Source organism: Streptomyces sp. NBC_01454 (assembly GCF_036227565.1).
Taxonomy (GTDB): Bacteria; Actinomycetota; Actinomycetes; order Streptomycetales; family Streptomycetaceae; genus Streptomyces.
In genome coordinates, this window is sequence record NZ_CP109460.1 from 1,715,742 (window position 1) to 1,735,285 (window position 19,544).

At 74.0% G+C, this 19,544-nt stretch carries 19 protein-coding genes; 6 read left to right on the forward strand and 13 right to left on the reverse strand.

Translation table 11 applies throughout. The features are described 5' to 3' along the window. Nucleotides 1-45 precede the first annotated feature (45 nt). Nucleotides 46-2,103, reverse strand: a complete 2,058-nt coding sequence (locus OIU81_RS07355) for a phosphocholine-specific phospholipase C (RefSeq protein WP_329145067.1) — start codon at nt 2,101-2,103, stop codon at nt 46-48. A gap of 257 nt (nt 2,104-2,360) precedes the next feature. Between OIU81_RS07355 and OIU81_RS07360 the strand changes: the two genes are divergently transcribed. Beyond that, nucleotides 2,361-3,536 (forward strand): UDP-N-acetylglucosamine--N-acetylmuramyl-(pentapeptide) pyrophosphoryl-undecaprenol N-acetylglucosamine transferase, encoded by a 1,176-nt coding sequence (locus OIU81_RS07360; protein WP_329145069.1) that lies wholly within the window; start codon nt 2,361-2,363, stop codon nt 3,534-3,536. 90 nt (nt 3,537-3,626) lie between these two features. On the opposite strand, the gene OIU81_RS07365 is transcribed toward OIU81_RS07360, so the two are convergent. The 5 genes from OIU81_RS07365 to OIU81_RS07385 form a co-directional block, all read right to left on the reverse strand. Next, nucleotides 3,627-4,166 carry an ATP-binding protein gene (locus OIU81_RS07365; RefSeq protein WP_329145071.1) on the reverse strand — a complete coding sequence of 180 codons (540 nt, stop codon included), beginning with the start codon at nt 4,164-4,166 and terminating at the stop codon, nt 3,627-3,629. 156 nt (nt 4,167-4,322) lie between these two features. Beyond that, nucleotides 4,323-6,461, reverse strand: a complete 2,139-nt coding sequence (locus tag OIU81_RS07370) for a xanthine dehydrogenase family protein molybdopterin-binding subunit (protein ID WP_329145073.1) — start codon at nt 6,459-6,461, stop codon at nt 4,323-4,325. A 105-nt stretch (nt 6,462-6,566) separates the two neighbouring features. Next, on the reverse strand, nt 6,567-7,562 hold the full coding sequence (locus OIU81_RS07375; RefSeq protein WP_329145075.1) for an FAD binding domain-containing protein: 996 nt from the start codon (nt 7,560-7,562) through the stop codon (nt 6,567-6,569). Then, nucleotides 7,559-8,170 (reverse strand): 2Fe-2S iron-sulfur cluster-binding protein, encoded by a 612-nt coding sequence (locus tag OIU81_RS07380; protein ID WP_329145078.1) that lies wholly within the window; start codon nt 8,168-8,170, stop codon nt 7,559-7,561. The genes OIU81_RS07375 and OIU81_RS07380 overlap by 4 nt, the downstream gene beginning before the upstream one ends. A 113-nt stretch (nt 8,171-8,283) precedes the next feature. After that, nucleotides 8,284-8,670, reverse strand: coding sequence for a hypothetical protein (locus tag OIU81_RS07385; RefSeq protein ID WP_329145080.1), 387 nt, complete (start codon nt 8,668-8,670; stop codon nt 8,284-8,286). 236 nt (nt 8,671-8,906) lie between these two features. Here OIU81_RS07385 and OIU81_RS07390 point away from each other — a divergent pair, with 236 nt between their 5' ends. Then, nucleotides 8,907-9,725 carry a lipase family protein gene (locus OIU81_RS07390; protein WP_329145082.1) on the forward strand — a complete coding sequence of 273 codons (819 nt, stop codon included), beginning with the start codon at nt 8,907-8,909 and terminating at the stop codon, nt 9,723-9,725. A gap of 91 nt (nt 9,726-9,816) precedes the next feature. Here OIU81_RS07390 and OIU81_RS07395 read toward each other — a convergent pair whose 3' ends face one another. Next, a complete protein-coding gene (locus OIU81_RS07395) occupies nt 9,817-10,200 on the reverse strand; it encodes a VOC family protein (protein WP_329145084.1) in 384 nt (127 codons plus the stop codon). 401 nt (nt 10,201-10,601) lie between these two features. Here OIU81_RS07395 and OIU81_RS07400 point away from each other — a divergent pair, with 401 nt between their 5' ends. After that, the gene (locus OIU81_RS07400) at nt 10,602-11,795 is read left to right on the forward strand and encodes a serine hydrolase domain-containing protein (RefSeq protein WP_329145086.1); all 1,194 of its coding nucleotides are present in this window, start codon (nt 10,602-10,604) and stop codon (nt 11,793-11,795) included. Nucleotides 11,796-11,803: 8 nt separating this feature from the next. Here OIU81_RS07400 and OIU81_RS07405 read toward each other — a convergent pair whose 3' ends face one another. Beyond that, the gene (locus tag OIU81_RS07405) at nt 11,804-12,343 is read right to left on the reverse strand and encodes a MarR family winged helix-turn-helix transcriptional regulator (RefSeq protein WP_329145089.1); all 540 of its coding nucleotides are present in this window, start codon (nt 12,341-12,343) and stop codon (nt 11,804-11,806) included. 120 nt (nt 12,344-12,463) lie between these two features. Between OIU81_RS07405 and OIU81_RS07410 the strand changes: the two genes are divergently transcribed. Beyond that, entirely contained in the window at nt 12,464-12,766 is a 303-nt protein-coding gene (locus OIU81_RS07410) for a hypothetical protein (protein ID WP_329145090.1), read from the forward strand. 25 nt (nt 12,767-12,791) lie between these two features. Here OIU81_RS07410 and OIU81_RS07415 read toward each other — a convergent pair whose 3' ends face one another. Beyond that, entirely contained in the window at nt 12,792-14,159 is a 1,368-nt protein-coding gene (locus OIU81_RS07415; protein ID WP_443074127.1) for a hypothetical protein, read from the reverse strand. A 251-nt stretch (nt 14,160-14,410) separates the two neighbouring features. On the opposite strand from OIU81_RS07415, the gene OIU81_RS07420 reads away from it, so the two are divergent. Beyond that, on the forward strand, nt 14,411-15,664 hold the full coding sequence (locus tag OIU81_RS07420) for a molybdopterin-dependent oxidoreductase (protein ID WP_329145094.1): 1,254 nt from the start codon (nt 14,411-14,413) through the stop codon (nt 15,662-15,664). A gap of 2 nt (nt 15,665-15,666) precedes the next feature. Further along, nucleotides 15,667-16,233 (forward strand): hypothetical protein, encoded by a 567-nt coding sequence (locus OIU81_RS07425; RefSeq protein WP_443073941.1) that lies wholly within the window; start codon nt 15,667-15,669, stop codon nt 16,231-16,233. Here OIU81_RS07425 and OIU81_RS07430 read toward each other — a convergent pair. From OIU81_RS07430 to OIU81_RS07445, 4 genes are read right to left on the reverse strand one after another with little or no spacing between them, the layout of a single operon-like run. Then, nucleotides 16,164-16,913, reverse strand: coding sequence for a class I SAM-dependent methyltransferase (locus OIU81_RS07430; protein WP_329145096.1), 750 nt, complete (start codon nt 16,911-16,913; stop codon nt 16,164-16,166). The genes OIU81_RS07425 and OIU81_RS07430 overlap by 70 nt on opposite strands. Further along, on the reverse strand, nt 16,910-17,578 hold the full coding sequence (locus OIU81_RS07435; protein ID WP_329145098.1) for a TIGR04282 family arsenosugar biosynthesis glycosyltransferase: 669 nt from the start codon (nt 17,576-17,578) through the stop codon (nt 16,910-16,912). Before OIU81_RS07435 ends, OIU81_RS07430 begins: the two co-directional genes overlap by 4 nt. Next, a complete protein-coding gene (locus OIU81_RS07440; protein WP_329145100.1) occupies nt 17,575-18,294 on the reverse strand; it encodes a glycosyltransferase family 2 protein in 720 nt (239 codons plus the stop codon). The genes OIU81_RS07435 and OIU81_RS07440 overlap by 4 nt, the downstream gene beginning before the upstream one ends. A 29-nt stretch (nt 18,295-18,323) precedes the next feature. Next, nucleotides 18,324-19,442 (reverse strand): NAD-dependent epimerase/dehydratase family protein, encoded by a 1,119-nt coding sequence (locus tag OIU81_RS07445; RefSeq protein ID WP_329145102.1) that lies wholly within the window; start codon nt 19,440-19,442, stop codon nt 18,324-18,326. Nucleotides 19,443-19,544: the final 102 nt, after the last annotated feature.

Here is a 19,544-nt window from a genome sequence, read left to right on the forward strand (position 1 = left end):
GTGCCCCGTTGCCGGACTGCGGGCGGGCGGAGGTGCCCGCTCCGCTCAGCCGGTGATGATCGCCGGGTCGCTCACGCCCGGCTCACCGTTCTCCACATGGCCGGCGAACCGGCGCAGGAAGGTCTTGTCCGTGTCGGAGGTGACCGACAGGTCGTACCAGCGCTTGCTGGCGCGCAGGTCGAGCGGCTTCGTGACGGTGGCCCCCGCGCGGACGGGGTAGGTCTCGCGCGCCCCGCCGTAGGCCTGGGTGACGGTGAGGTGGCAGTCGGTCCTGCCGTGGTTGGTCAGGGTGAGGACGAGGCGGCCGGCGGTCGCCTCGTGGCGGGCGGTCACCTCGGGGCCGGTCTTCTTGCCGTCGCCCCGGAAGGTGCGCAGGAAGCCGTTCGGGCCGTGGACCGACAGGTCGTAGCTGCCCTTGGAGTACGCGGTGTTCCAGGTGTCGGAGATCTTCTTGCCGGCCTCCGTGGTGTACGTCCAGGGGCCGTCGGTGCGGTTGCCCGCGGTGACGGTGAAGCAGGCGCCGGCCTTGTCACCGCTCTTGAAGGTGAGGGTGTAACGCCCGGTGGAGGGGGTCGCGGACCCGTCGACCAGCGGCTCGTACGGCAGCGGGCGGGACGGCCGGGAGCCCGGCTCCTGCTTGGGCAGGACGGGATTGGCGGGCGGCTTCGGCACATAGCTGTCGTGCCGGTCCTTGTCCGGCGGCCGGAAGCCGTCGGTGGCCGGGAGCGCGGCCGGCTTGGTGTTCTCCAGGCCGAAGTCGAAGGCGGAGGTCAAATCGCCGCTGATGGCACGGCGCCAGGGCGAGATGTTGGGCTCGTGCACCCCGAACCGGCGCTCCATGAACCGGATGATGGAGGTGTGGTCGAAGACCTCGGAGCAGACGTAGCCGCCGGTGCTCCAGGGCGAGACGACGAGCATCGGGACGCGCTGGCCGAACCCGTAGGGGCCGGCGGAGTAGGTCGCGTTGCCGCCGAAGGAGTCGAGCGAGCTGTCCACGGTGGACAGGCCCTGGTCGGCGGAGGCCGGCGGGAACGGCGGCAGGACGTGGTCGAAGTAGCCGTCGTTCTCGTCGTAGGTGATGAACAGCGCGGTCTTGCTCCACACCTCGGGGTTGGAGGTGAGCGCGTCCAGCACCTGGGAGACGTACCAGGCGCCGTAGTTCGCGGGCCAGTTGGGGTGCTCGGAGAAGGCTTCGGGGGCGGCGATCCAGGAGATCTGGGGCAGCTTGCCGGCCTTCACATCGGCCTTGAGGTGGTCGAAGTAGCCGTCGCCCTGCTTGGCGTTGGTGCCGGTGCGGGCCTTGTCGTAGAGCGGGTCGCCGGGCTTGGCGTTGCGGTACTGGTTGAAGAAGAGCAGGGAGTTGTCGCCGTAGGTGCCGCGGTAGGCGTCCTCGATCCAGCCCCACTTGCCGTCGGCGTCCAGGCCGTCACCGATGTCCTGGTAGACCTTCCAGGAGATCCCGGCCTTCTCCAGCCGCTCCGGGTACGTGGTCCAGCCGTACCCCGCCTCCTCGTTGCCCAGGACCGGGCCGCCGCCCGAGCCGTCGTTGCCGACATGGCCGGAGAACATGTAGTAGCGGTTGGGGTCGGTGGCCCCGATGATCGAGCAGTGGTACGAGTCGCAGATGGTGAAGGCGTCCGCGAGCGCGTAGTGGAACGGGATGTCCTTGCGGGTCAGGTGCGCCATGGTGCCGGTGCCCTTGGCGGGTACCCAGCTGTCGTACTTGCCGTTGTTCCAGGCCTTGTGGCCGCCCGCCCAGTCGTGGTTGAGGCCCTCGATGAACTGCATGCCGAGGTTGTCGGCGTCCGGGTGGTAGGGCAGGACGTCCTTGGAGCCGTCGGACTGGTGCCAGACGGACTTGCCGTTGTCGAGCTGCAGCGGCCGCGGGTCACCGAAGCCGCGGACGCCCTTGAGCGAGCCGAAGTAGTGGTCGAAGGAACGGTTCTCCTGCATCAGGACGACCACGTGCTCGACGTCGTGCAGGGATCCGGAGCGTCGCGCGGCGGGGATGGCCGCGGCACGGGCGATGCTGCTCGACAGGGCCGATGCGCCCGCGGTCGCGCCGGCGATCTGGAGGAAACGCCGCCGATTCAGTTCAGGCATGAGATGGGGAACCTCGTGGTGTTCGGGGAATCGCGATGGGGGGGATGGTGCCGTGCGGTCGGAAGGGATCGGTGGGACATACAACGTGAGCAGAGTGTTCCAAGAGGAACGAGCATCGGGGAAGGGGGGGTGTCACCGGTGTGACATATCGCGGTACGCGCGACGAACACCCTGACCGGATCGGAGCAAGGCGGCGCGAACCGGCCACGGGCAACACCGCCCGGGCGCGGGCCGGTGGAGCCACTAGGGTGCGCGGAGTGACCCATGCTTCCCGTCCCCCGCGCACCTTCCGTCTGATCGTCACGGGGGGAGGTACCGGCGGCCACACCTATCCGGCCTTGACCGCGGTGCGCACCTTGCAGGCTCGGCTGGCGGCGGACGGCGACGCGCTGGACGTCCTCTGGATCGGCACCCCTGACGGACTCGAGGCCCGGGTCGCCCCGGCCGAGGGCATCGCCTTCACGACGGTCGCGACGGGAAAGATCCGCCGCTCTTCGAATCCGCTCAAGCTGCTCGGCCCGGCGAACGTGCGGGACATGGCACGGGTGCCGCTCGGCATCGCGCAGGCCCGCAAGGTCGTCGCGGAGTTCCGGCCGGACGTCGTCCTGGCCACCGGCGGCTACGTCGCCGTCCCGGCGGGGCTCGCCGCGCGCCTCGCCGGACGTCCGCTGGTGCTGCACGAACAGACCGTGCGGCTCGGGCTGGCGAACCGCCGGCTGGCCTCCTCGGCGACGCGTATCGCCGTGTCGTCGGAGTCGACGCTTGCGCTCCTGCCGGAGTCCGTCCGGCCGCTGGCGGTCGTCACCGGGAACCCGGTACGGCCCGAGGTGCTCACCGGGCACGCGGACGAGGCGGTCGCCGCGCTGGGGCTGCACGGCTTCGACCGGGGCCTGCCGACCGTCTACGTCACCGGCGGCGCACAGGGCTCCCAGCAGATCAACGGCGTCGTGCGGGACACGCTCCGCTGGCTCTTGGCGCGCGCGAACGTCGTGCACCAATGCGGTCCGGCCAACGTCGGGGACCTGCGCGGGCACGCCGCGGCGCTGCCCGCCGGGCTCGCGGGCAGGTACCACCTCACCGGATTCGTCGGGCCGGAGCTCCCCGACGTCCTGGCGCTCGCCGACCTCGTGGTCTCCCGCAGCGGTGCCGGCACGCTCGCGGAGCTGACCGCCCTCGGCAAACCGGCCGTGTTCCTCCCGCTCGCCTCGGCGGCGGGGAACGAACAGGCACACAACGCGCGGCACCTGGAGGAGGCCGGCGCCGCCGTCGCTCTCCCCGGTGAGGTCACCGCCGAGCGGTTGCGGGAGGCCCTCGGCCCGCTGCTCACGGACCCCGCGCGGCGGGCGGCGATGGCGCAGGCGGCCCGGGCGCACGGACGGCCGGACGCGGCGGACAGGCTCGTGGACGTCCTGCTGTCCGCCGCGTCCGGCTGAAGACGGCCCGCGCCCTCCCGCACGCACGGACGGGAAGGGGGCGGGCCGCCGGCCTCCTGGGGGCGGGCCACCGGGCGGGGTGAGGGTACGTCAGGCGACGGCCACCGACGCCGGCTCCGGGGTGACCGCGGCGGGCTCGGGTACGGGCTCGGCGAGGGGCTCGACGGGGAGGGTGGGCGGCGTCTCGGGGCGGCCCTTCGTGTCGGGCACGCTGCGCAGCGGTGTGCGGGCCGTCAGGCGGGACTTGCCGGCCGCCTCGACGCGGCGGGTGAACCAGATGACCTTGCCCTCCGGGGTGCCGCAGGTGCCCCAACTGTCACTCAGCGCCGCCACCGTGGAGAGCCCGCCGCCGGCCGCGCTGAGCAGCTTCGGCAGCCGGGGCCCGTCGTCGGCGATGGAGGTCGTGAGGTGGCGGCCGGACCAGCGGAGTTCGACGACGCAGCGGGCGTCCGGCCCGATATGGCGATGGACGTTGGTCAGGAGTTCCGCCACTCCCCGGCACACGGGCGGGATATGCAGCTCAAGATCCCAGTAGCGCAGATGCGCGGCGAGAATCCGCCGGATCTGCGGCACACGCTCCGCCGAAGCATGCAGTTCGACCGTGTAGTGCCGGTCGCCGGGAAGTGTCATGTCGTGGCTCCTCACCGCGAGGCTCACGCCCTTCACCTCGTTGGACCAACGAACCCCGAACACGAAGAGTGAGCAATAATCACGTATGGGTCATTTGTCATGGTGACCCGGCGGGGCGGGTTCCGCAACAGATCCCGGACCGCGCACCGCCCCCCTTCACACAGCACCTTCCCGGGCGGCCCGCAACCGGGGCAGGACCTTGTCCACGGTGAGCGGCAGGTCCCGCAGCCGGATGCCGGTGGCGTGCCGGAAGGCGTTGGCGACGGCCGCCGCGGTACCGACGATGCCGATCTCGCCGATGCCCTTGCTGCCCATGGGGTTGAGGTGGGGGTCCTCCTCCTCGAGCCAGTGCGCCTCGATCCGCGGGACATCGGCGCAGGCCGGCACGTGGTAGGAGGCCAGGTCGCGCTCGGCGAAGTCCCCGAAGGCGGGGTCCAGCCGACTGCCTTCCATGAGCGCCATCCCCAGCCCCATGGTCATCCCGCCGATGAACTGGGAGCGCGCCGTACGGGAGTTGAGGATCCGGCCGGCCGCGTAGACGCCCAGCATCCGGCGCACCCGGACCTCGCCGGAGACGGTGTCGGCCTGGACCTCGGCGAAGGTGGCTCCGAAGGCGTGCCGGGCGTAGGGGGAGCGTTCGGCCGTCTCCTGCCGGGTGTCCGCGGCGGCGGTCAGCCCGTCGGCGGGCAACGGTCCGTCGTGGTTGCGCAGTTGTGCCCGCAGCGCCATGCAGGACTTGTGGACGGCCCAGCCCCACGAGGCGGTGCCCATGGAGCCGCCGGCCAGCATCGCGGGCGGCAGGTCGCTGCTGCCGATCTCGATGCGGACCCGGTCCTCCGGAACCGTCAGCGCGGCGGCGGCGATCTGGGCGAGGACGGTGCGGGCGCCGGTGCCGATGTCCGTGGCGTTGACCCGGATCAGAAAGCCGCCGTCGGCGGTGGCCTGCGCCTCGGCGCTGGAGGGGGCGACGTAGACCGGGTAGGTGGCGGCCGCGACGCCGGTGCCGAGCAGCAGATCGCCCTCGCGCCGGACGCCGGGGCGGGGATCCCTGGGCTGCCAGCCGAAGCGTTCGGCGCCCTCGCGCAGGCAGCCGATGAGATGCCGGCTGCTGAAGGCGCGGTCGCTGTCCGGCTCGGTGTCCGGCTCGTTGCGCATCCGCAGTTCGACGGGGTCGATGTCCAGCAGCACGGCGAGTTCGTCGACGGCCGACTCCAGGGCGTACATCCCGGGGGCCTCGCCCGGTGCGCGCATCCAGGAGGGGGTGGGGACGTCGAGCGGGACGACGCGGTGCACGGTCCGGCTGTTCGGCGAGGTGTACATCATGCGCGCCGGGACCGCGGCCTGCTCGACGAACTCGTTGACGGTGGAGGTGTGGGTGGCGATCTCGTGCGCGAGGGCGGTGAGCACCCCGTCGTCGCCGGCGCCGAGGCGCACCCGCTGGACGGTGGGCGCGCGATGGCCGACGGCCGCGGGCATCTCACGGCGGGGCAGGGAGAGTTTGACCGGGCGCCCGGTGTGCCGGGTGGCCATCGCGGCCAGGACGACCTGGGGGCGGGGCGTCCCCTTGGAGCCGAAGCCGCCGCCGACGTGTTCCGAGACGACGGTGATGTCGCCCGGGTCCAGGGAGAACAGCGCGGCGAGGTCCTCGCAGACCTTGCTGGAGCCCTGGCTGGAGTCGTGGACGGTCAGCCGGCCCCCGCTCCAGTGGGCGGTGGCGGCGTGCGGTTCCATGGGGTGGTTGTGCAGCGGGGGCACGGTGTAGGTGGCGTCGAGGGTGACCGGTGCGGCGGCGAACGCCGCGTCGAAGTCGCCGCGTTCGCGGGTCCCGGGGTAGCCGCCGTTGACCGTCTCGGGCGCGTAGAGGCGGGGGTGGCCGGCCGTGAGCAGCACGTCGGCGTCCTCGGCCGCGTAGGTGACGCGGACGGCCGCGGCGGCGGCGCGGGCGGCTTCGAGGCTGTCGGCGACGGCGAGCGCGACATACCAGCCGCGGTGCGGCACCCGGTCGTCCTGGAGCAGTGCCAGCGTCGGGTCGCCGGTGGCCGCGAGGCGGGGCGCGTTCTCGTGGGTCAGCACCGCGCACACCCCCGGCAGCGCGAGCGCCCCGGTGGCGTCCACGGCCGTGACCCGGCCCCGGGCGACGGTGGCGGCCACCGGCCAGGCGTAGGCGCAGCCCGGCGGGGTGTGTTCGGCCGCGTAACGGGCGGTGCCGGTGACCTTCTCCCGGCCCTCCCGGCGGACGAGCGGTGCGCCCAGGGGGTAGGGGGGTGGTCCGAGCGGGAACGGGTCGGGGCTCATGGCTCGCGTCCTTGGGTCGGGGACGGTGGGTCGGGGACGGTGGGTCGGGGGCGGGGGACGCTCGGGACGTCGTGGGGTCGTCGCTCGTCGGTCAGCGGTCGTCGGTCAGCGGTCGCCGGCCGGGTCCGCCAGGCCGGTGAGCACGCTGACGGCCAGGTTGCGGGCGAGCTCGACCTTGAAGGCGTTGTCGCGCAGCGGGCGGGCGGCGGCGAGTTCGGCGTCGGCGGCACGGGCGAAGGTGTCCTCGGTGGCGGGTGCGCCGCGGAGCACCTCTTCGGCCGCGCGGGCGCGCCACGGCCGGTGCGCGAGCCCGCCGAACGCCAGCGCCGCCCGCCCCACGACGCCGTCCCGCACCTCCAGCACGGCGGCGACGGAGACCAGAGCGAACGCGAAGGAGGCGCGGTCGCGGGCCTTGCGGTAGCGGGAGCGGGCGCCGGGGGCGGCCGGCGGGAGCCGGATGGCGGTGAGCAGTTCACCGGGCCGGATCACGGTGTCCTGCTCGGGCCGGTCGCCGGGCAGCCGGTGGAAGTCGACCGCCGCCACCGTGCGCTCCCCGTCGGGGCCGAGCAGCAGCACCTCGGCGTCCAGCGCGGCCAGCGCCACCGCCATGTCGGAGGGCTGGGTGGCGACGCAGTGCACGGAGTGGCCCAGGACGGCCAGATCGCGGTGGACACCGTCGCGGGCCGGACAGCCGGTGCCCGGGGAGCGCTTGTTACAGGGCTTGGTGGCGTCCTGGAAATACAGGCAGCGGGTGCGCTGGAGCAGATTGCCGCCGGTGGTCGCGGTGTTCCGCAGCTGCCCCGAGGCGCCGGCCAGCAGCGCCTGCGACAGGACGGGGTAGCGGTCGCGCACGGGGGCGGCCGCGGCGAGATCGCTGTTGCGGACCGTCGCACCGATCCGCAGCCCCCCGTCGGGCAGTTCCTCGATGTCCGCGAGCGGCAGCCGGGTGATGTCGATGAGCAACTGAGGTGTCTCCACGCCCAGTTTCATCAGATCGACGAGGTTGGTGCCGCCGCCGAGGAAGCGGGCGCCGGGTGCTTCGGCGGCGGCCCGTACCGCCTCCTCGACGCCGGTCGGCCGCAGATATCCGAACGGTTTCACTGCGCCACCTCCTGGTGCGCGGGCGACGCGGCGCCGCCGGGGCGGGCACCGGCGTCCGCGACGGCCTCGACGATCCGCGGATACGCCCCGCAGCGGCACAGGTTGCCGCTCATCCGCTCGCGGATCTCCTCGGCGGTGAGCTCGACCGGTGCCGCGGGGTCAACGGTGGCCGGGGTGACATGGGACGGGAAGCCGTCCGCGGCCTCGGCCAGCACCCCGGCGGCCGAACAGAGCTGGCCCGGGGTGCAGTAGCCGCACTGGAAGGCGTCCCGCTCCAGGAAGGCATCCTGCAGGGGGTGCAGCCGCTCCCCGTCGGCCAGGCCCTCGACGGTGGTGAGCCGCCGGCCGCCCTGGGCCACGGCCAGCAGCAGACAGCTGTTGGCGCGCCGCCCGTCGACGAGCACGGTGCAGGCGCCGCACTGTCCGTGGTCGCAGCCCTTCTTGGCGCCGGTGAGACCGAGGTGTTCGCGGAGCAGGTCCAGGACCGTGGTCCGGTGGTCCACGGTCAGGGTGTACGCCACGTCGTTGACGTACAGGACCAGCTCGGAACGCTGCTCGGCGGCCGGCGCCGTGCCGCCGCCGTCCGCCGGGTGCCGGGTGGACTCCACTCGCTCCTGCCTTTCCGCTCCGGGCCCGGGGCAGGTGGTGCGTGCCCTGGCCGTCGCCGTGTGCCGTGGTCGTGGTCCCGCTCCCCCGATTCCCTCCTGGGCGGAGCCGCGGCCTAGCGGGTCTCCAGCCGCAGTTCGACCTCCTTCTCCTGGTCGCCGGCGGCGGTGCCGAGGACGTGCACCGCGAACGCCGTCTCCAGGCCCCTGCACAGCTCGTCGACCGCCCAGTAGCCGCCCTGGAGGCTGACCACGACGGGCCCGGACAGCCGGCGGGGCTCGGCCGCCGCCTTGTGGTCGCTCACGTCGAAGGTCGAGGTCCACACGGTCGCGCCCGGGCCGGCCATCTCCTCGGGCACGTCGTCCGCCTCCCGGTCGGAGCGGAAGGTGGTGCGCAGCGCGCTGAAGACGGCATGTGCGTCCTGCGTCGCGCAGCTCTCGAGTTCCACCATCACCTCGGCCGGTACGTGTTCCGGGTGTGCCGCCTGCTGTGCGCCGTTCACTGTGGGGCCGCCTTCCTTCGTGGACCGTCCTCCGGGAGCCGAACGCTTCCAGGCTCGCCCGGCGGCCCGGTGTGTGCGACCGGAGGCTCGAACGAGTGGTTTGAACGGGCGGCGGGGCCCGGCACCCGACGCCGGAGTTACGCTGTGTAGCCACTGCAAGCTCTCTGTAATCAGGGGCGGAGTGCGCGCCTCGCCCGGCATCCACCGCATCCACCGTCGACCACCAGGAGCCTTCGTTGACCAGCACCGCGATCGACCAGAAAGCCACCGGCTACACCGTCCGCCACGCGCTCGCGATGGCACGCGCCGCCGCGCTCGCCTACCAGGACGAGGCGGCCATCGACGCCACCGCCCGGACCTGGGGCTTCGACCGGGTGCGCGCTCACCACACCAGATTCCGGCCGCCGTTCCCGCTGGAGGACACCCAGGCGTACACCCTCGGCGGCCACAGCATGATCATCACCAGCTTCCGCGGGACGGAGCCGGCCGAGCTGCGCGACTGGCTCTCCGACGCCACCACCCCGCCGTGGCCCGGCCCCGGCGGCAAGGGGTACGTCCACCACGGCTTCGCCGAGGCCCTGCAGGCCGTCTGGCCACAGGTCCGCGCCACCATCGACGAGTTCCGCGACAACGGCCAGACGGTGTGGTTCACCGGCCACAGCCTGGGCGGGGCGCTGGCGATGCTGGCGGGCGCCCGGCTGCATTTCGAGGAGCCGTATGTGACGGCCAACGGCGTCTACACCTTCGGCCAGCCGCGCACCTGTGACCGGCAGCTGTCCAAGGAGTTCAACACGGCCTTCTCCGACCGGATGTACCGCTTCGTCAACAACAACGACATCGTGCCGCAGCTGCCCCCCGAGCCCACCTTCCACCACGTCTCCGCGCTGCGCTACATCGACGCCAAGGGCGCCATCCACCACACCATGCCGCTGCTCAGCGGCATGCTCGACCACGCCAGGGGCCTCACCGCCGATGCTCTCGCGCCCGCCTCCGACGGCGTGCGCGACCATGTCATGGACGCCTACCTCCACGCCCTGGAGCAGAACCAGAACTGAGCGGTCGGCCGGGCACGACCGGGGCGGCCGGGCCCGGGCCCGGCGTCACCCCCGCCGGGCCCGCCGCCCCGTCGGCCGGCCGCCGCCCCGGTCAGATCTGCTGGGTGAGGTTGACGGCGTTGCCGTCCGGGTCCCGGATGTGGGCGACCCGCTGCCCCCAGGGCATGTCATTGGCCGGGCCGAGCACCGTGCCACCGAGGGGCTCGACCCGGTCCAGAAGGGCGTCGACGTCCTCGACGGCGAGGCTGAGCAGGATGCGGGTCGGGGTGCCGGTCTCCACGCTCGGGTCCGCGACGAGGCCCAGCTCCGCCTCGCGGATCCGCAGCCCGACGAAAAAGGCCGGGCCCTCCTCGGGCACCCGGGTGAACTCCTCGGCGCCGGCCAGCTCACGGTAGAAGTCCCGCAGCCGGTCGAGGTCAGGGGTGACGATCACCGGCTGGACGGCGGCGGGGGCGGGCGGCGGGTGGTCAGACATGGCGTCCTCCGGTGGTGGGACCTGCGGGTTCGGTGCGGTAGACCCCTCCCGGGGTGCCGATTCATCGGCCGGGCCGGGATGACCTGACACGGATTGCGGCGGCAGAACGGATCCCGGCGGCAGGGCCGACGCTACCGGCCCCCGTCCTCCCGGGGCCCCGCCCGTCGGATTCCCGGCGGCGGGCCGCTCGTCCGGGCCATCGGCCTGCGGTTTCACCGATCACGGCCGCACCGGGACACCCCTCCCCCGGCCGCCGCGGCCCCGCACCACGCCGACACTCCGCCGTCCGGCCTCACATGGTTGCCACGGGCATCGACCCGGGCGGATCATCCGATACGTACGCCGCACGCACGTACGGAAGCACGGGATGACCGCACACGGACGACCCGAGGAGAGCCACCGTGGGAACAGCCACTGTCAACGGCCACTGCGCACCGGGGTTCGCCGGCGTACGGGAAGCCTTCGCACAGAACTTCCACGCGCACGGCGACATCGGCGCGGCGGTCACGGTGACCGTGGACGGCGAGGCGGTGGTCGACCTGTGGGGCGGCCACGCGGACGCGGCCGCCACCCGCGGCTGGGAGCGCGACACCCTCGTCAACGTCTACTCGACGTCCAAGGGGATGACCGCACTGTGCGCCCATCTCCTCGTGGACCGGGGTGAGTTGGACCTCGATGCGCCGGTGGCCCGCTACTGGCCCGAGTTCGGACAGGCCGGCAAGCGGGAGCTGCCCGTGCGCTGGCTGCTCAGCCACCGGGCCGGTCTGATCGCGCCCCGTGAGCGGCTGTCCGTGGCGGACGCCTACGACTGGGAGCGGGTGTGCGCCGCCCTGGCGGCCACCCCGCCCTGGTGGGAGCCGGGCACCGCACAGGGCTATCACGCCGTGACCTTCGGATACCTCGTGGGCGAGGTCGTCCGGCGGATCACCGGGCAGTCGCTCGGCACGTTCCTGCGCAGCGAGATCACCGGGCCGCTGGGCGCGCGGGTGTTCATCGGGACGCCCGCCGAGGAGCACACCCGCTGCGCCGACATGGTCGGGCAGCTGGACGAGGCGCGGCTCACCCAGCAGTTCCCCGGCCTGCCGAAGCCGCCGTTCACGGCGCTCTCCGACCATCCGCAGGCCGCCGTGGCGCTGGCGCTGACGTACGTCCCCACGGGCGACGTCAACAGCGCCGCCTACCGGTCGGCCGAGATCCCCGCGGGCAACGCGCACGCGTCCGCCCACGGGCTGGCGACCGTCTACGGCGCGCTGGCGGGCAGCACCCTCGTCAAGCCCGCCACCCTGGAGGAGATGCGCCGCTCACAGAGCCTGCCGGGTGAACGGGATCTGACCATCGGCGCGCTCGCCCCGCAGGGCTACGAACACCGCTGGGGGCTGGGCTACATGCTCAATCAGCAGGGCCAGGCGGGGCCCAACCCGCGGGCGTTCGGGCACGGCGGCGCGGGCGGCTCGTACGCCTTCGCGGACCCGGAGAACCGGCTGTCGTACGCGTACACCATGAACAAGTACGGCGGTGGCACGACGGGCCACGACCCGCGCAACGCCGGACTGGTCCGGGCCGTGTACCAGGCCCTGGAGCCCGTCCGGAGCTGACGGCCGGCCTAGGGCGCGGCCGACTCCGGCGGCGGGGCCGGTCGCGGGGTCACCGGAGGTTCACCGACCGCGTCGGTGAGGGCACGCAGCGAGCCGATCAGCCCGGCGCGTGCGTCGGCCGGCAGCCGGGAGACGATCGCGGCGATCTCCGCGTGCCGGCCGGCGAGCACCTCCTCGACGAGGGCGCGGCCGCGCGCGGTCAGGCTCAGCACGACCTCGCGGCGGTTGCCGGGGTTGGCCTGCCGGGTGACGCTGCCGGCCGCCTCCAGTCGGTCGACCATCCGCATCGCGGTGGACGGATTGACGCCCAGCGCACCGGCCAGCGCGGCCAGCTTGACCGGCCCCTGACTGTCCAGCACCACCAGGGCTCGCAGCTGGGGCAGGGTGAGGGAGGGGGCGGTCCGGCCGAGCGCCCGGGCGGAGACCGCCACCAGCAGCCGGGAGGCGGTCAGCACCGCGGCGATGACCTCCTCGACGTCATGGTCGAGATTCTCGCCGGGCGCGGCCACCCCGGCCGCCCGCGGTGCGCCGTGCGCGTCGTGCCCCATGGCGCCTTTATACCCGGTGCCGACATCGTGCCTGGTCGCGGGCCCTGTCGGGGGCGATCAACGGTCCGGGCCCGCGGCCGCCCGCCGGCCGTCGACGGGCGTCATAATGGGAGGTGCGGCATGCATCCGGCCCCGGTGCGCGTGCAGGGCCGGGGAGAGGACGTGATCACCATGGAACGGGACACCGAGACGGTTCACGAGGCGTATTCCTTCGTCTGCCTGCACTGCGGGCACGGCTGGGAAGAGGAGTACGAGATCCGGCACACCACGGATCTGGCGGGCCACCGGCGCGCCGACTACTTCACCCGCGGCGCCCGAGTCGCCTCCCCGCTGGCCCGTGCCGAGTGCCCGTCCTGCAATCGCGGACCGCTGCGGATCCTGCGGCCCGGCCGGGTGAACTCGACCCGCCCCTACCTCGCCTGAGCCCTCCCTGCCGCACCCGCCCCCGTCACCATCCGGTGTACAGCAGGTGGTTGAGGAGCAGCGCCAGGACCGCCTGGGCCGTCAGCCAGTGGCGGTGGCGGACCGCGGGCAGCAGGGCGCAGGCCGCCGGCAGCCAGGCGGCGAACGGCAGCCATATCCGTTCGGTCTCCGCCTTGCTCATCCCGGAGAGATCGGCGGCCAGCACCGCGAGCAGCACGGCCAGCACCAGGACGACCAGCCGGCCGGTGGGGCCGGGCAGCCCTCCCGCGGACGGCCGCAGCTCCCGCAGGGCGGTGGGGGCCGCCGCGAGGGTGCGGCGCACCCCGGCCACCGTCGCCGGACCGGTGATCAGCACGGTGCAGGCGAGGTTGGCCCACACCCAGTACGTGTACGGGCGGACCGCCGCGGCGCCCTGGTAGTAGCGCTCGACCAGCAGCTGATACCCCTCCCACCAGGAGAATCCGGCGAGGGTGAAGGCGGCCGCGACGGCCGCGGCACCGACCGCCAGGAGCGGTAGCGGGCGCACGGTCCGGGTGAGCAGCAGCACCGCAGCGGCGATCAGCGCGATCAGGGTGAGGCCGTAGGAGAGGTAGCAGGTCAGGCCGAACAGCAACCCGGAGGCGAGGGCGGCGGCGGAGGGATGGCGGGTGCGGCGGGTGGCGGCCAGGGCGAGCAGGGCCAGGGACCAGGCGGCCACCGCCGCGAAATAGCCGTCCGCCGAGGTGCCCACCCAGACCGCGGACGGGGCCAGGACGAGAAACGGGGCGGCCCGGCGGGCGGTCTGCTCATCGGTGAGGACGCGCAGCGCGACGAGGACCGCGGCCACCGCGGAGGTGCCCACGGTCAGGCACCAGACACCGGCCCAGCCACCGCCGCCCAGACCGATGCGGTCCAGGCCGACGAAGGTGAGCACGGCGGCCGGGGGGTGCCCGGCGACATGGGCGGGCCAGGGGGCCGGGCCGTTGTTGAGGATGTGGTGGGTGAAGTCGCGCAGCGTCGCGCCGGGTTCGTCGAAGCGGTGGATGACGGTCAGATACTCGTAGGCGGTGGTGAGGCGGCGGGCTATGCCGGTCTGCCAGCCGTCGATCAGCGCAAGCGACCAGGTCCAGGCCATGGCGGCGGCCCAGCCCACCAGGACGAGGCGGCGCCAGGGCAGCCGGGCCGCGAGGGACGGCCCGTGGAGGATCACGGCGGCGGCCACGGCCAGCGCGGCCGGGGTGCCGGGGCCCAGGTGCGGGAACCATGAGGCGTACAGCGGGGGCCAGCTGACGTGCAGGCTGCCCTGGGTCCGTTCGATGACGGTGCCGACGACGGCGGCGGCCACGACGAGGAGGGCGCCGGCCGCGGCGGCCCGCAGATCGGCGCGGTGAGGGGCGCGTTCTTCGGTGGTCACACGGGAGTTCACAGCCGCACGCTAAGCGCCGGCGGGCGGCTGGGGCCGTTCGGCGGCCAGGGCGTCACCGTTCCGTCAGATTCTCCCGGCCCCCGCGGCGCGTCCCCGACGACGTCAGAGTTTCGTCATCCGTCACGGCCCCCTGGGCGCCCCGGTCGCGGCATACCGTCGGCAGCAGGTCGTCCGGCCGTTATCCGCCGGACAGTTCCCGCGCGACGGACCGCCGTCGCACCGACCGCCGAGGACACACCATGGGTGCCCATCCCCCTTTCACTCCCCCGACATCGCCGTCGTTCTGGCGCAGTCCGCTGCGCGGACCGTGGCTGACCGCGGTGCTCGGCACCGTTCTGCTGGCCGGCATCACGCTGCTGTTCGTGACCGGTCTGCTGTCGTACGCCGCGTACAACCCGGATCTGGCCGGCGGCCTCAACGACAAAACACCCACCAAGGGCCTGCTGGGCTTCTACCTCTTCCCCTGGCCGACCGGTCCGCACTGGCTCTACCGCCTCACCCAGGGACTGCACGTCACCGTGGGCATCACGCTGGTGCCCGTGGTGCTGGCGAAGCTGTGGTCGGTGATACCCAAGCTGTTCACGCTGCCGCCGGTGCGCTCCGTCGGCCATGCGCTGGAGCGGATCTCGCTGCTGCTGCTCGTCGGCGGGGTGCTGTTCGAGTTCGTCACGGGGGTGCTCAACGTTCAGCTGGAGTACCTCTTCCCGGGCTCCTTCTATCCGCTGCACTTCTACGGCGCGTGGGTGTTCATGGGGGCGTTCGCCGCCCATGTGGTCCTGCGGCTGCCGCGGACCGTGCGGGCGCTGCGTGAGCGCCGCGACCCGAAGGCGGCGGCCGACGACACCGGGCTGGTGGCGGCCCGCCCGGACCGGCCGACCGTGTCCCGGCGGGGTGCGCTGGGGCTGATCGGCGCCGGTTCGCTGGCGTTGTTCGTGACGACGGCCGGACAGAGCATCGGTGGATGGTGGCGGCGCACGGCCCTGCTGGCGCCGCACGGGGCAGGCGATCCGGGCAGCGGCCCGAACGCCTTCCAGATCAACAAGACCGCGGCGGCCGTCGGCATCCGGGCCCGGGACACCGGCGACGACTGGCGGCTGACGATCGAGGGCGGCGGGCGCCGGGTGCGGCTCGGCCGCGCCGACCTGCTGGCACTGCCCCAGCACGAGGCGGCCCTGCCGATCGCCTGCGTCGAGGGCTGGTCGACCGACGACCAGCTCTGGAGCGGGGTGCGGCTGCGGGACCTGGCCGCGCTGGTGGGGCACGGTACGGAGCCGCCCGGAGTGCTGGTCGAATCGCTCCAGCTGCACGGGGCGTTCCGCCGGGCCGCGCTGCGCGACAACCAGGTGCGCGATCCGCGTTCCCTGCTCGCGCTGCGGGTGGGCGGTGCGGAACTGTCCGCGGACCACGGCTATCCGGCACGGATCATCGTCCCGGCGGCACCCGGTGTGCTCAGCACCAAGTGGGTCTCGCGACTGACGTTCGGGGAGTGGTGAGGATGCGCGAGCGGCTCGTGGTGGGGCGTGCGCGGGGAGCCGGGGTACGGGGCGCGCCGCGCCGCCGGCCGCGGTACGGCGAGGGGCCGCTGCATCTGCTGCTGATGCTGGCCTCGTTCGCGCTCGCCGGTTATGCGGGGCTGCGGCTGCTGGCCGGCGGAGAGTGGCCACTGGTGCTGGTGTGGTTCGCCGGGGCGGCGCTGCTGCACGACCTGGTGCTGCTGCCGCTGTACGCGGCCGCCGACCGGGTGCTGGTCCGCTGTCTGACGGCGCAGGCCCGGCACCGGGCCCGGACCGGGTACGTCCGGGTCCCGGCCGCGGTGTCCGGGCTGCTGTTGCTGGTGTGGCTCCCGCTGATCGCGGGGTCGACGGACCCCACCTGGGTGGCGCACTACGAGGCCACGACCGCGCTGCCCGGCGGGGAGTTCCTGGCGCGGTGGCTGCTGCTCACCGCCGGGCTGTTCGCGCTGTCCGCGCTGTGGCTGCTGGGCCGTACGGTTCAGCAGCGGCTGCGGGAGACGGCCCGGCGGCGCAGGGAGACGAAGCAGCGCTCACCGGCCGGCAGTTGATCCACCCGGCCGGTGACGGTCCACTGCTCGACCAGGGTCCACCCGGCGGCTGCCGCGTACCGCAGCAGCGCCGGGGTGCCCACCCGGGCCCAGGGGAAGGTGTCGTCCGGCGTCCGGGGTGCGCCGCCCGGGGTGTGGGGGCCGCCCTCGACCCGGACCCGGACCTGTTCATCGACGTCGGCCGGGGTGGTCTCCACTATGAGGAGGCCGCCCCGGTCGACCAGTTCGGCGCTGCGGGCGAGCAGCGTGCCGGGGTCGCCGCCGATGCCGATATTGCCGTCGAGCAGCAGCGCGGTGCCCCAACTCCCCTCGTCCGGAAGGGAGTCGAAGACCGAGCGGCGCACCGCGGCACCGCCGGTCGCCAGGGTGCGGGCCACCGCCGCGGCGCTGACGTCGATGCCGAGCGCGCGCCGGCCCCGGGCCAGGAGCGCGGCGACCAGCCGGCCGGGACCGCAGCCGATGTCGAGGACGGCGCCCTCGCAGCGGCGCAGCGCCGACAGATCGGCGGCGTCCGGCCGGGCGCACCAGCGCTCGACCTCCAGCGGCAGCAGCCAGCCGTCGGTGCGGCGCAGGAACAGCGGGCCGCGGCCGTTGCGCAGGGCGTCGGCGTAGGGGTCCGCTCCCCAGGAGACGGGGTGTGGGCGGTCGGTGCGGGTGGTGGGCGGTACGGCGGTGCTCATCGTCCGGTGTCTCCCGTCAGGCGGGCCAGGGTGGCGGCGAAGCGTCCGTCCGGTGCCGCGGCCGCGACCTGCGCGGCATCGGCCGCGGTGTCGACATCGCGCAGCGGCGGCAGCTCCCGCACCCGGAGTCCGGCGGCGGTCAGCCGGGCGCGCTGGGCGGCCCCGGTGCGGTCGGTGGACATCGGGACGCCGCGCAGCAGCCGGGGGTCGGGGGCGGCCAGGCCGAGCGCCCAGAACCCTCCGTCGTCGGCCGCCCCGAACCAGGCGTCACAGTCGTCCCAGGCACCGATGTCCAGTGCCGGGGCGAGGAGTTGGGGGGTGACCTGCGGGGTGTCCATGCCGATGAGCAGGGTGGGGCCGGTGCTGCCGGCGAAGGCCGCGGCGAGCCGCTCGTCGAGACCGCCGGCGCACTGCGGCCGGACGTCGAAGCCGGCCGGCAGCCAGCTCCCCGGGCGGCCGTCCAGGACGACCACCCGCCGCCGGGCGGGCATCGCACGGACGGCCTGGAGAGTGTCGTACAACGCGGCCTCGGCCAGCCCGGCGGCCTGCTGCGGGGTGTAGGGCGGGGTGAGGCGGGTCTTGACCCGGCCGGGCACCGGTTCCTTGGCGATGACCAGGACCGTCGTCGGCCCCGGTGGCACCGCCTGCGCTGTGGGCTCGGTCATCGGACCGTCTCCTCGGTACGGGTGGTCAGCGGCGGCTGCCGCAGGACGGTGCGCATGTCGCGTACCGCGTGCCAGGTGCCGCGCCAGGTGCCGGTGACTTTCGAGCGGCCGGTGCGCGGCAGGTAGGGCACCTCGCGTTCCTCGACGCGCCAGCCGGCGTCGGCGGCCCGGACGACCATCTGCAGGGGGTAGCCGCTGCGGCGGTCGGTCAGGTCGAGGCCGAGCAGTTGGGTGCGCCGCGCGGCGCGCAGCGGGCCGAGGTCGTGCAGCCGCAGTCCGGTGCGCCGGCGCAGCATCCGGGCCAGCGCGACGTTGCCGAGCCGGGCGTGCAGCGGCCAGGCGCCGGATGACTCGGGGCGACGGCGGCCGAGCACCAGGTCGCTGGCGCCGTCGCGCACGGCTCGGACGAACGGGGCCAGCAGCGCCGGGTCGAGGGAGGCGTCGCAGTCGCAGAAGCAGACGATGTCGGCGTCGGAGGCCAGCAGTCCGGCGTGGCAGGCGGCACCGAAGCCGCGGCGCGGCTCGTGCACCACGGTGGCACCGAGGCCGCGGGCGATCTCCGCCGAGCCGTCGGTGGAGCCGTTGTCCACGACGATCGCCCGCCAGCCGGCCGGGATGCGGGCCAGCACCCACGGCAGTGCGGCGGCCTCGTCGAGGCAGGGCAGTACGACATCCACCGAGCCGGGCCGGGGGTCGTGGGAAGGGGGGTGGGTCATGCCGTCACCTACAGCTGGGAAGCGGGACATCAGGACATCGGGTTCGTGGGACACGCGGACGGCGTGGACGGCGTGGACAGCGGGGACGCCGCGGGCCGGGCCGCCCGCATCCCCTCGCGGGCGAACTCCGCCATGCCGTCGGTGAATCCGGTCAGCGCCCGCCAGCCGAGGTCCTCGGAGATCCGCCGGGACGACGCGGTGATGTGCCGTACGTCGCCCAGCCGGTACTCCCCGGTCACCACGGGCGGCGGCCCGCCGCACGCCGCGGCCAGGGTCTGTGCCATCTCCCCGACGGTGTGCGGCACTCCGCTGCCGGTGTTGTACGCGGTCAGCGTGCCCGGCGCCCGGTCCGGCAGGGCCGCGAGCGCCACCGCGTTGGCCGCAGCGACATCCCGCACATGGACGAAGTCCCGCCGCTGGCCGCCGTCCTCGTAGACCGTCGGCGACTGCCCGCGGGCCAGCGCCGAGCGGAAGAACGAGGCCACCCCCGCGTACGGGGTGTCGCGCGGCATCCCCGGCCCGTAGACGTTGTGGTAGCGCAGTGAGACGGCCCGGCCGCCGCACGCGCGCGCCCAGGAGGCGGCCAGATGCTCCTGGGCGAGCTTGGTCGCCGCGTAGACGTTGCGCGGGTCGGTGGGCGCGTCCTCACCGACCAGCCCCGGCCGCAGCTGGGCGCCGCACCGCGGGCAGCGCGGCTCGAACCGTCCCGCCGCCAGCTCGGCCTCCGCCCGAGGCCCGGGGCGCACCGTGCCGTGGACGGGGCAGGTGTAGCGCCCCTCCCCGTAGACCACCATCGACCCGGCCAGCACCAGCTGCCGTACGCCGGCCGCGGCCATCGCGGCCAGCAGCACCGCCGTGCCCAGGTCGTTGCAGCTCACGTAGTCGGGCGCGTCCGCGAAGTCCTTCCCCAGGCCCACCATCGCGGCCTGGTGACAGACCGCCCGCACCCCGTCGAGCGCCGCGTCGACGGCCGCCCGGTCCCGTACGTCGGCGACGATCCGCCGCACCTGCGGGTGTGCGGGCGGGGGCTCGGGGTGCGCCGAGGGCAGCAGCGCGTCGAGCACGACGGGCTCGTGTCCGCGCGCGAGGAGTGCCTCGACGACCTGCGATCCGATGAAGCCGGCACCGCCGGTGACCAATACACGCATGCCGATCACGCTAAGCGGCAGGGGGCCTTCCGGCCCGTGCACGGAGCGCCGTGTCATGGGTCCGTAAGATCCGCGTCCCCGCGGCGCGGTCGCGTCCGGCCA

Bases quoted from the DNA above. Each gene is read 5' to 3' on its own strand.
- OIU81_RS07370 (WP_329145073.1), bottom strand. From the start codon at position 6,461: ATGAGCCCCGACCCGTTCCCGCTCGGACCACCCCCCTACCCCCTGGGC.
- OIU81_RS07405 (WP_329145089.1), bottom strand. From the start codon at position 12,343: ATGGGGCACGACGCGCACGGCGCACCGCGGGCGGCCGGGGTGGCCGCG.
- OIU81_RS07430 (WP_329145096.1), bottom strand. From the start codon at position 16,913: ATGAGCACCGCCGTACCGCCCACCACCCGCACCGACCGCCCACACCCC.
- OIU81_RS07435 (WP_329145098.1), bottom strand. From the start codon at position 17,578: ATGACCGAGCCCACAGCGCAGGCGGTGCCACCGGGGCCGACGACGGTC.
- OIU81_RS07365 (WP_329145071.1), bottom strand. From the start codon at position 4,166: ATGACACTTCCCGGCGACCGGCACTACACGGTCGAACTGCATGCTTCG.
- OIU81_RS07395 (WP_329145084.1), bottom strand. From the start codon at position 10,200: ATGTCTGACCACCCGCCGCCCGCCCCCGCCGCCGTCCAGCCGGTGATC.
- OIU81_RS07410 (WP_329145090.1), top strand. From the start codon at position 12,464: ATGCATCCGGCCCCGGTGCGCGTGCAGGGCCGGGGAGAGGACGTGATC.
- OIU81_RS07425 (WP_443073941.1), top strand. From the start codon at position 15,667: ATGCGCGAGCGGCTCGTGGTGGGGCGTGCGCGGGGAGCCGGGGTACGG.
- OIU81_RS07445 (WP_329145102.1), bottom strand. From the start codon at position 19,442: ATGCGTGTATTGGTCACCGGCGGTGCCGGCTTCATCGGATCGCAGGTC.
- OIU81_RS07420 (WP_329145094.1), top strand. From the start codon at position 14,411: ATGGGTGCCCATCCCCCTTTCACTCCCCCGACATCGCCGTCGTTCTGG.
- OIU81_RS07355 (WP_329145067.1), bottom strand. From the start codon at position 2,103: ATGCCTGAACTGAATCGGCGGCGTTTCCTCCAGATCGCCGGCGCGACC.
- OIU81_RS07440 (WP_329145100.1), bottom strand. From the start codon at position 18,294: ATGACCCACCCCCCTTCCCACGACCCCCGGCCCGGCTCGGTGGATGTC.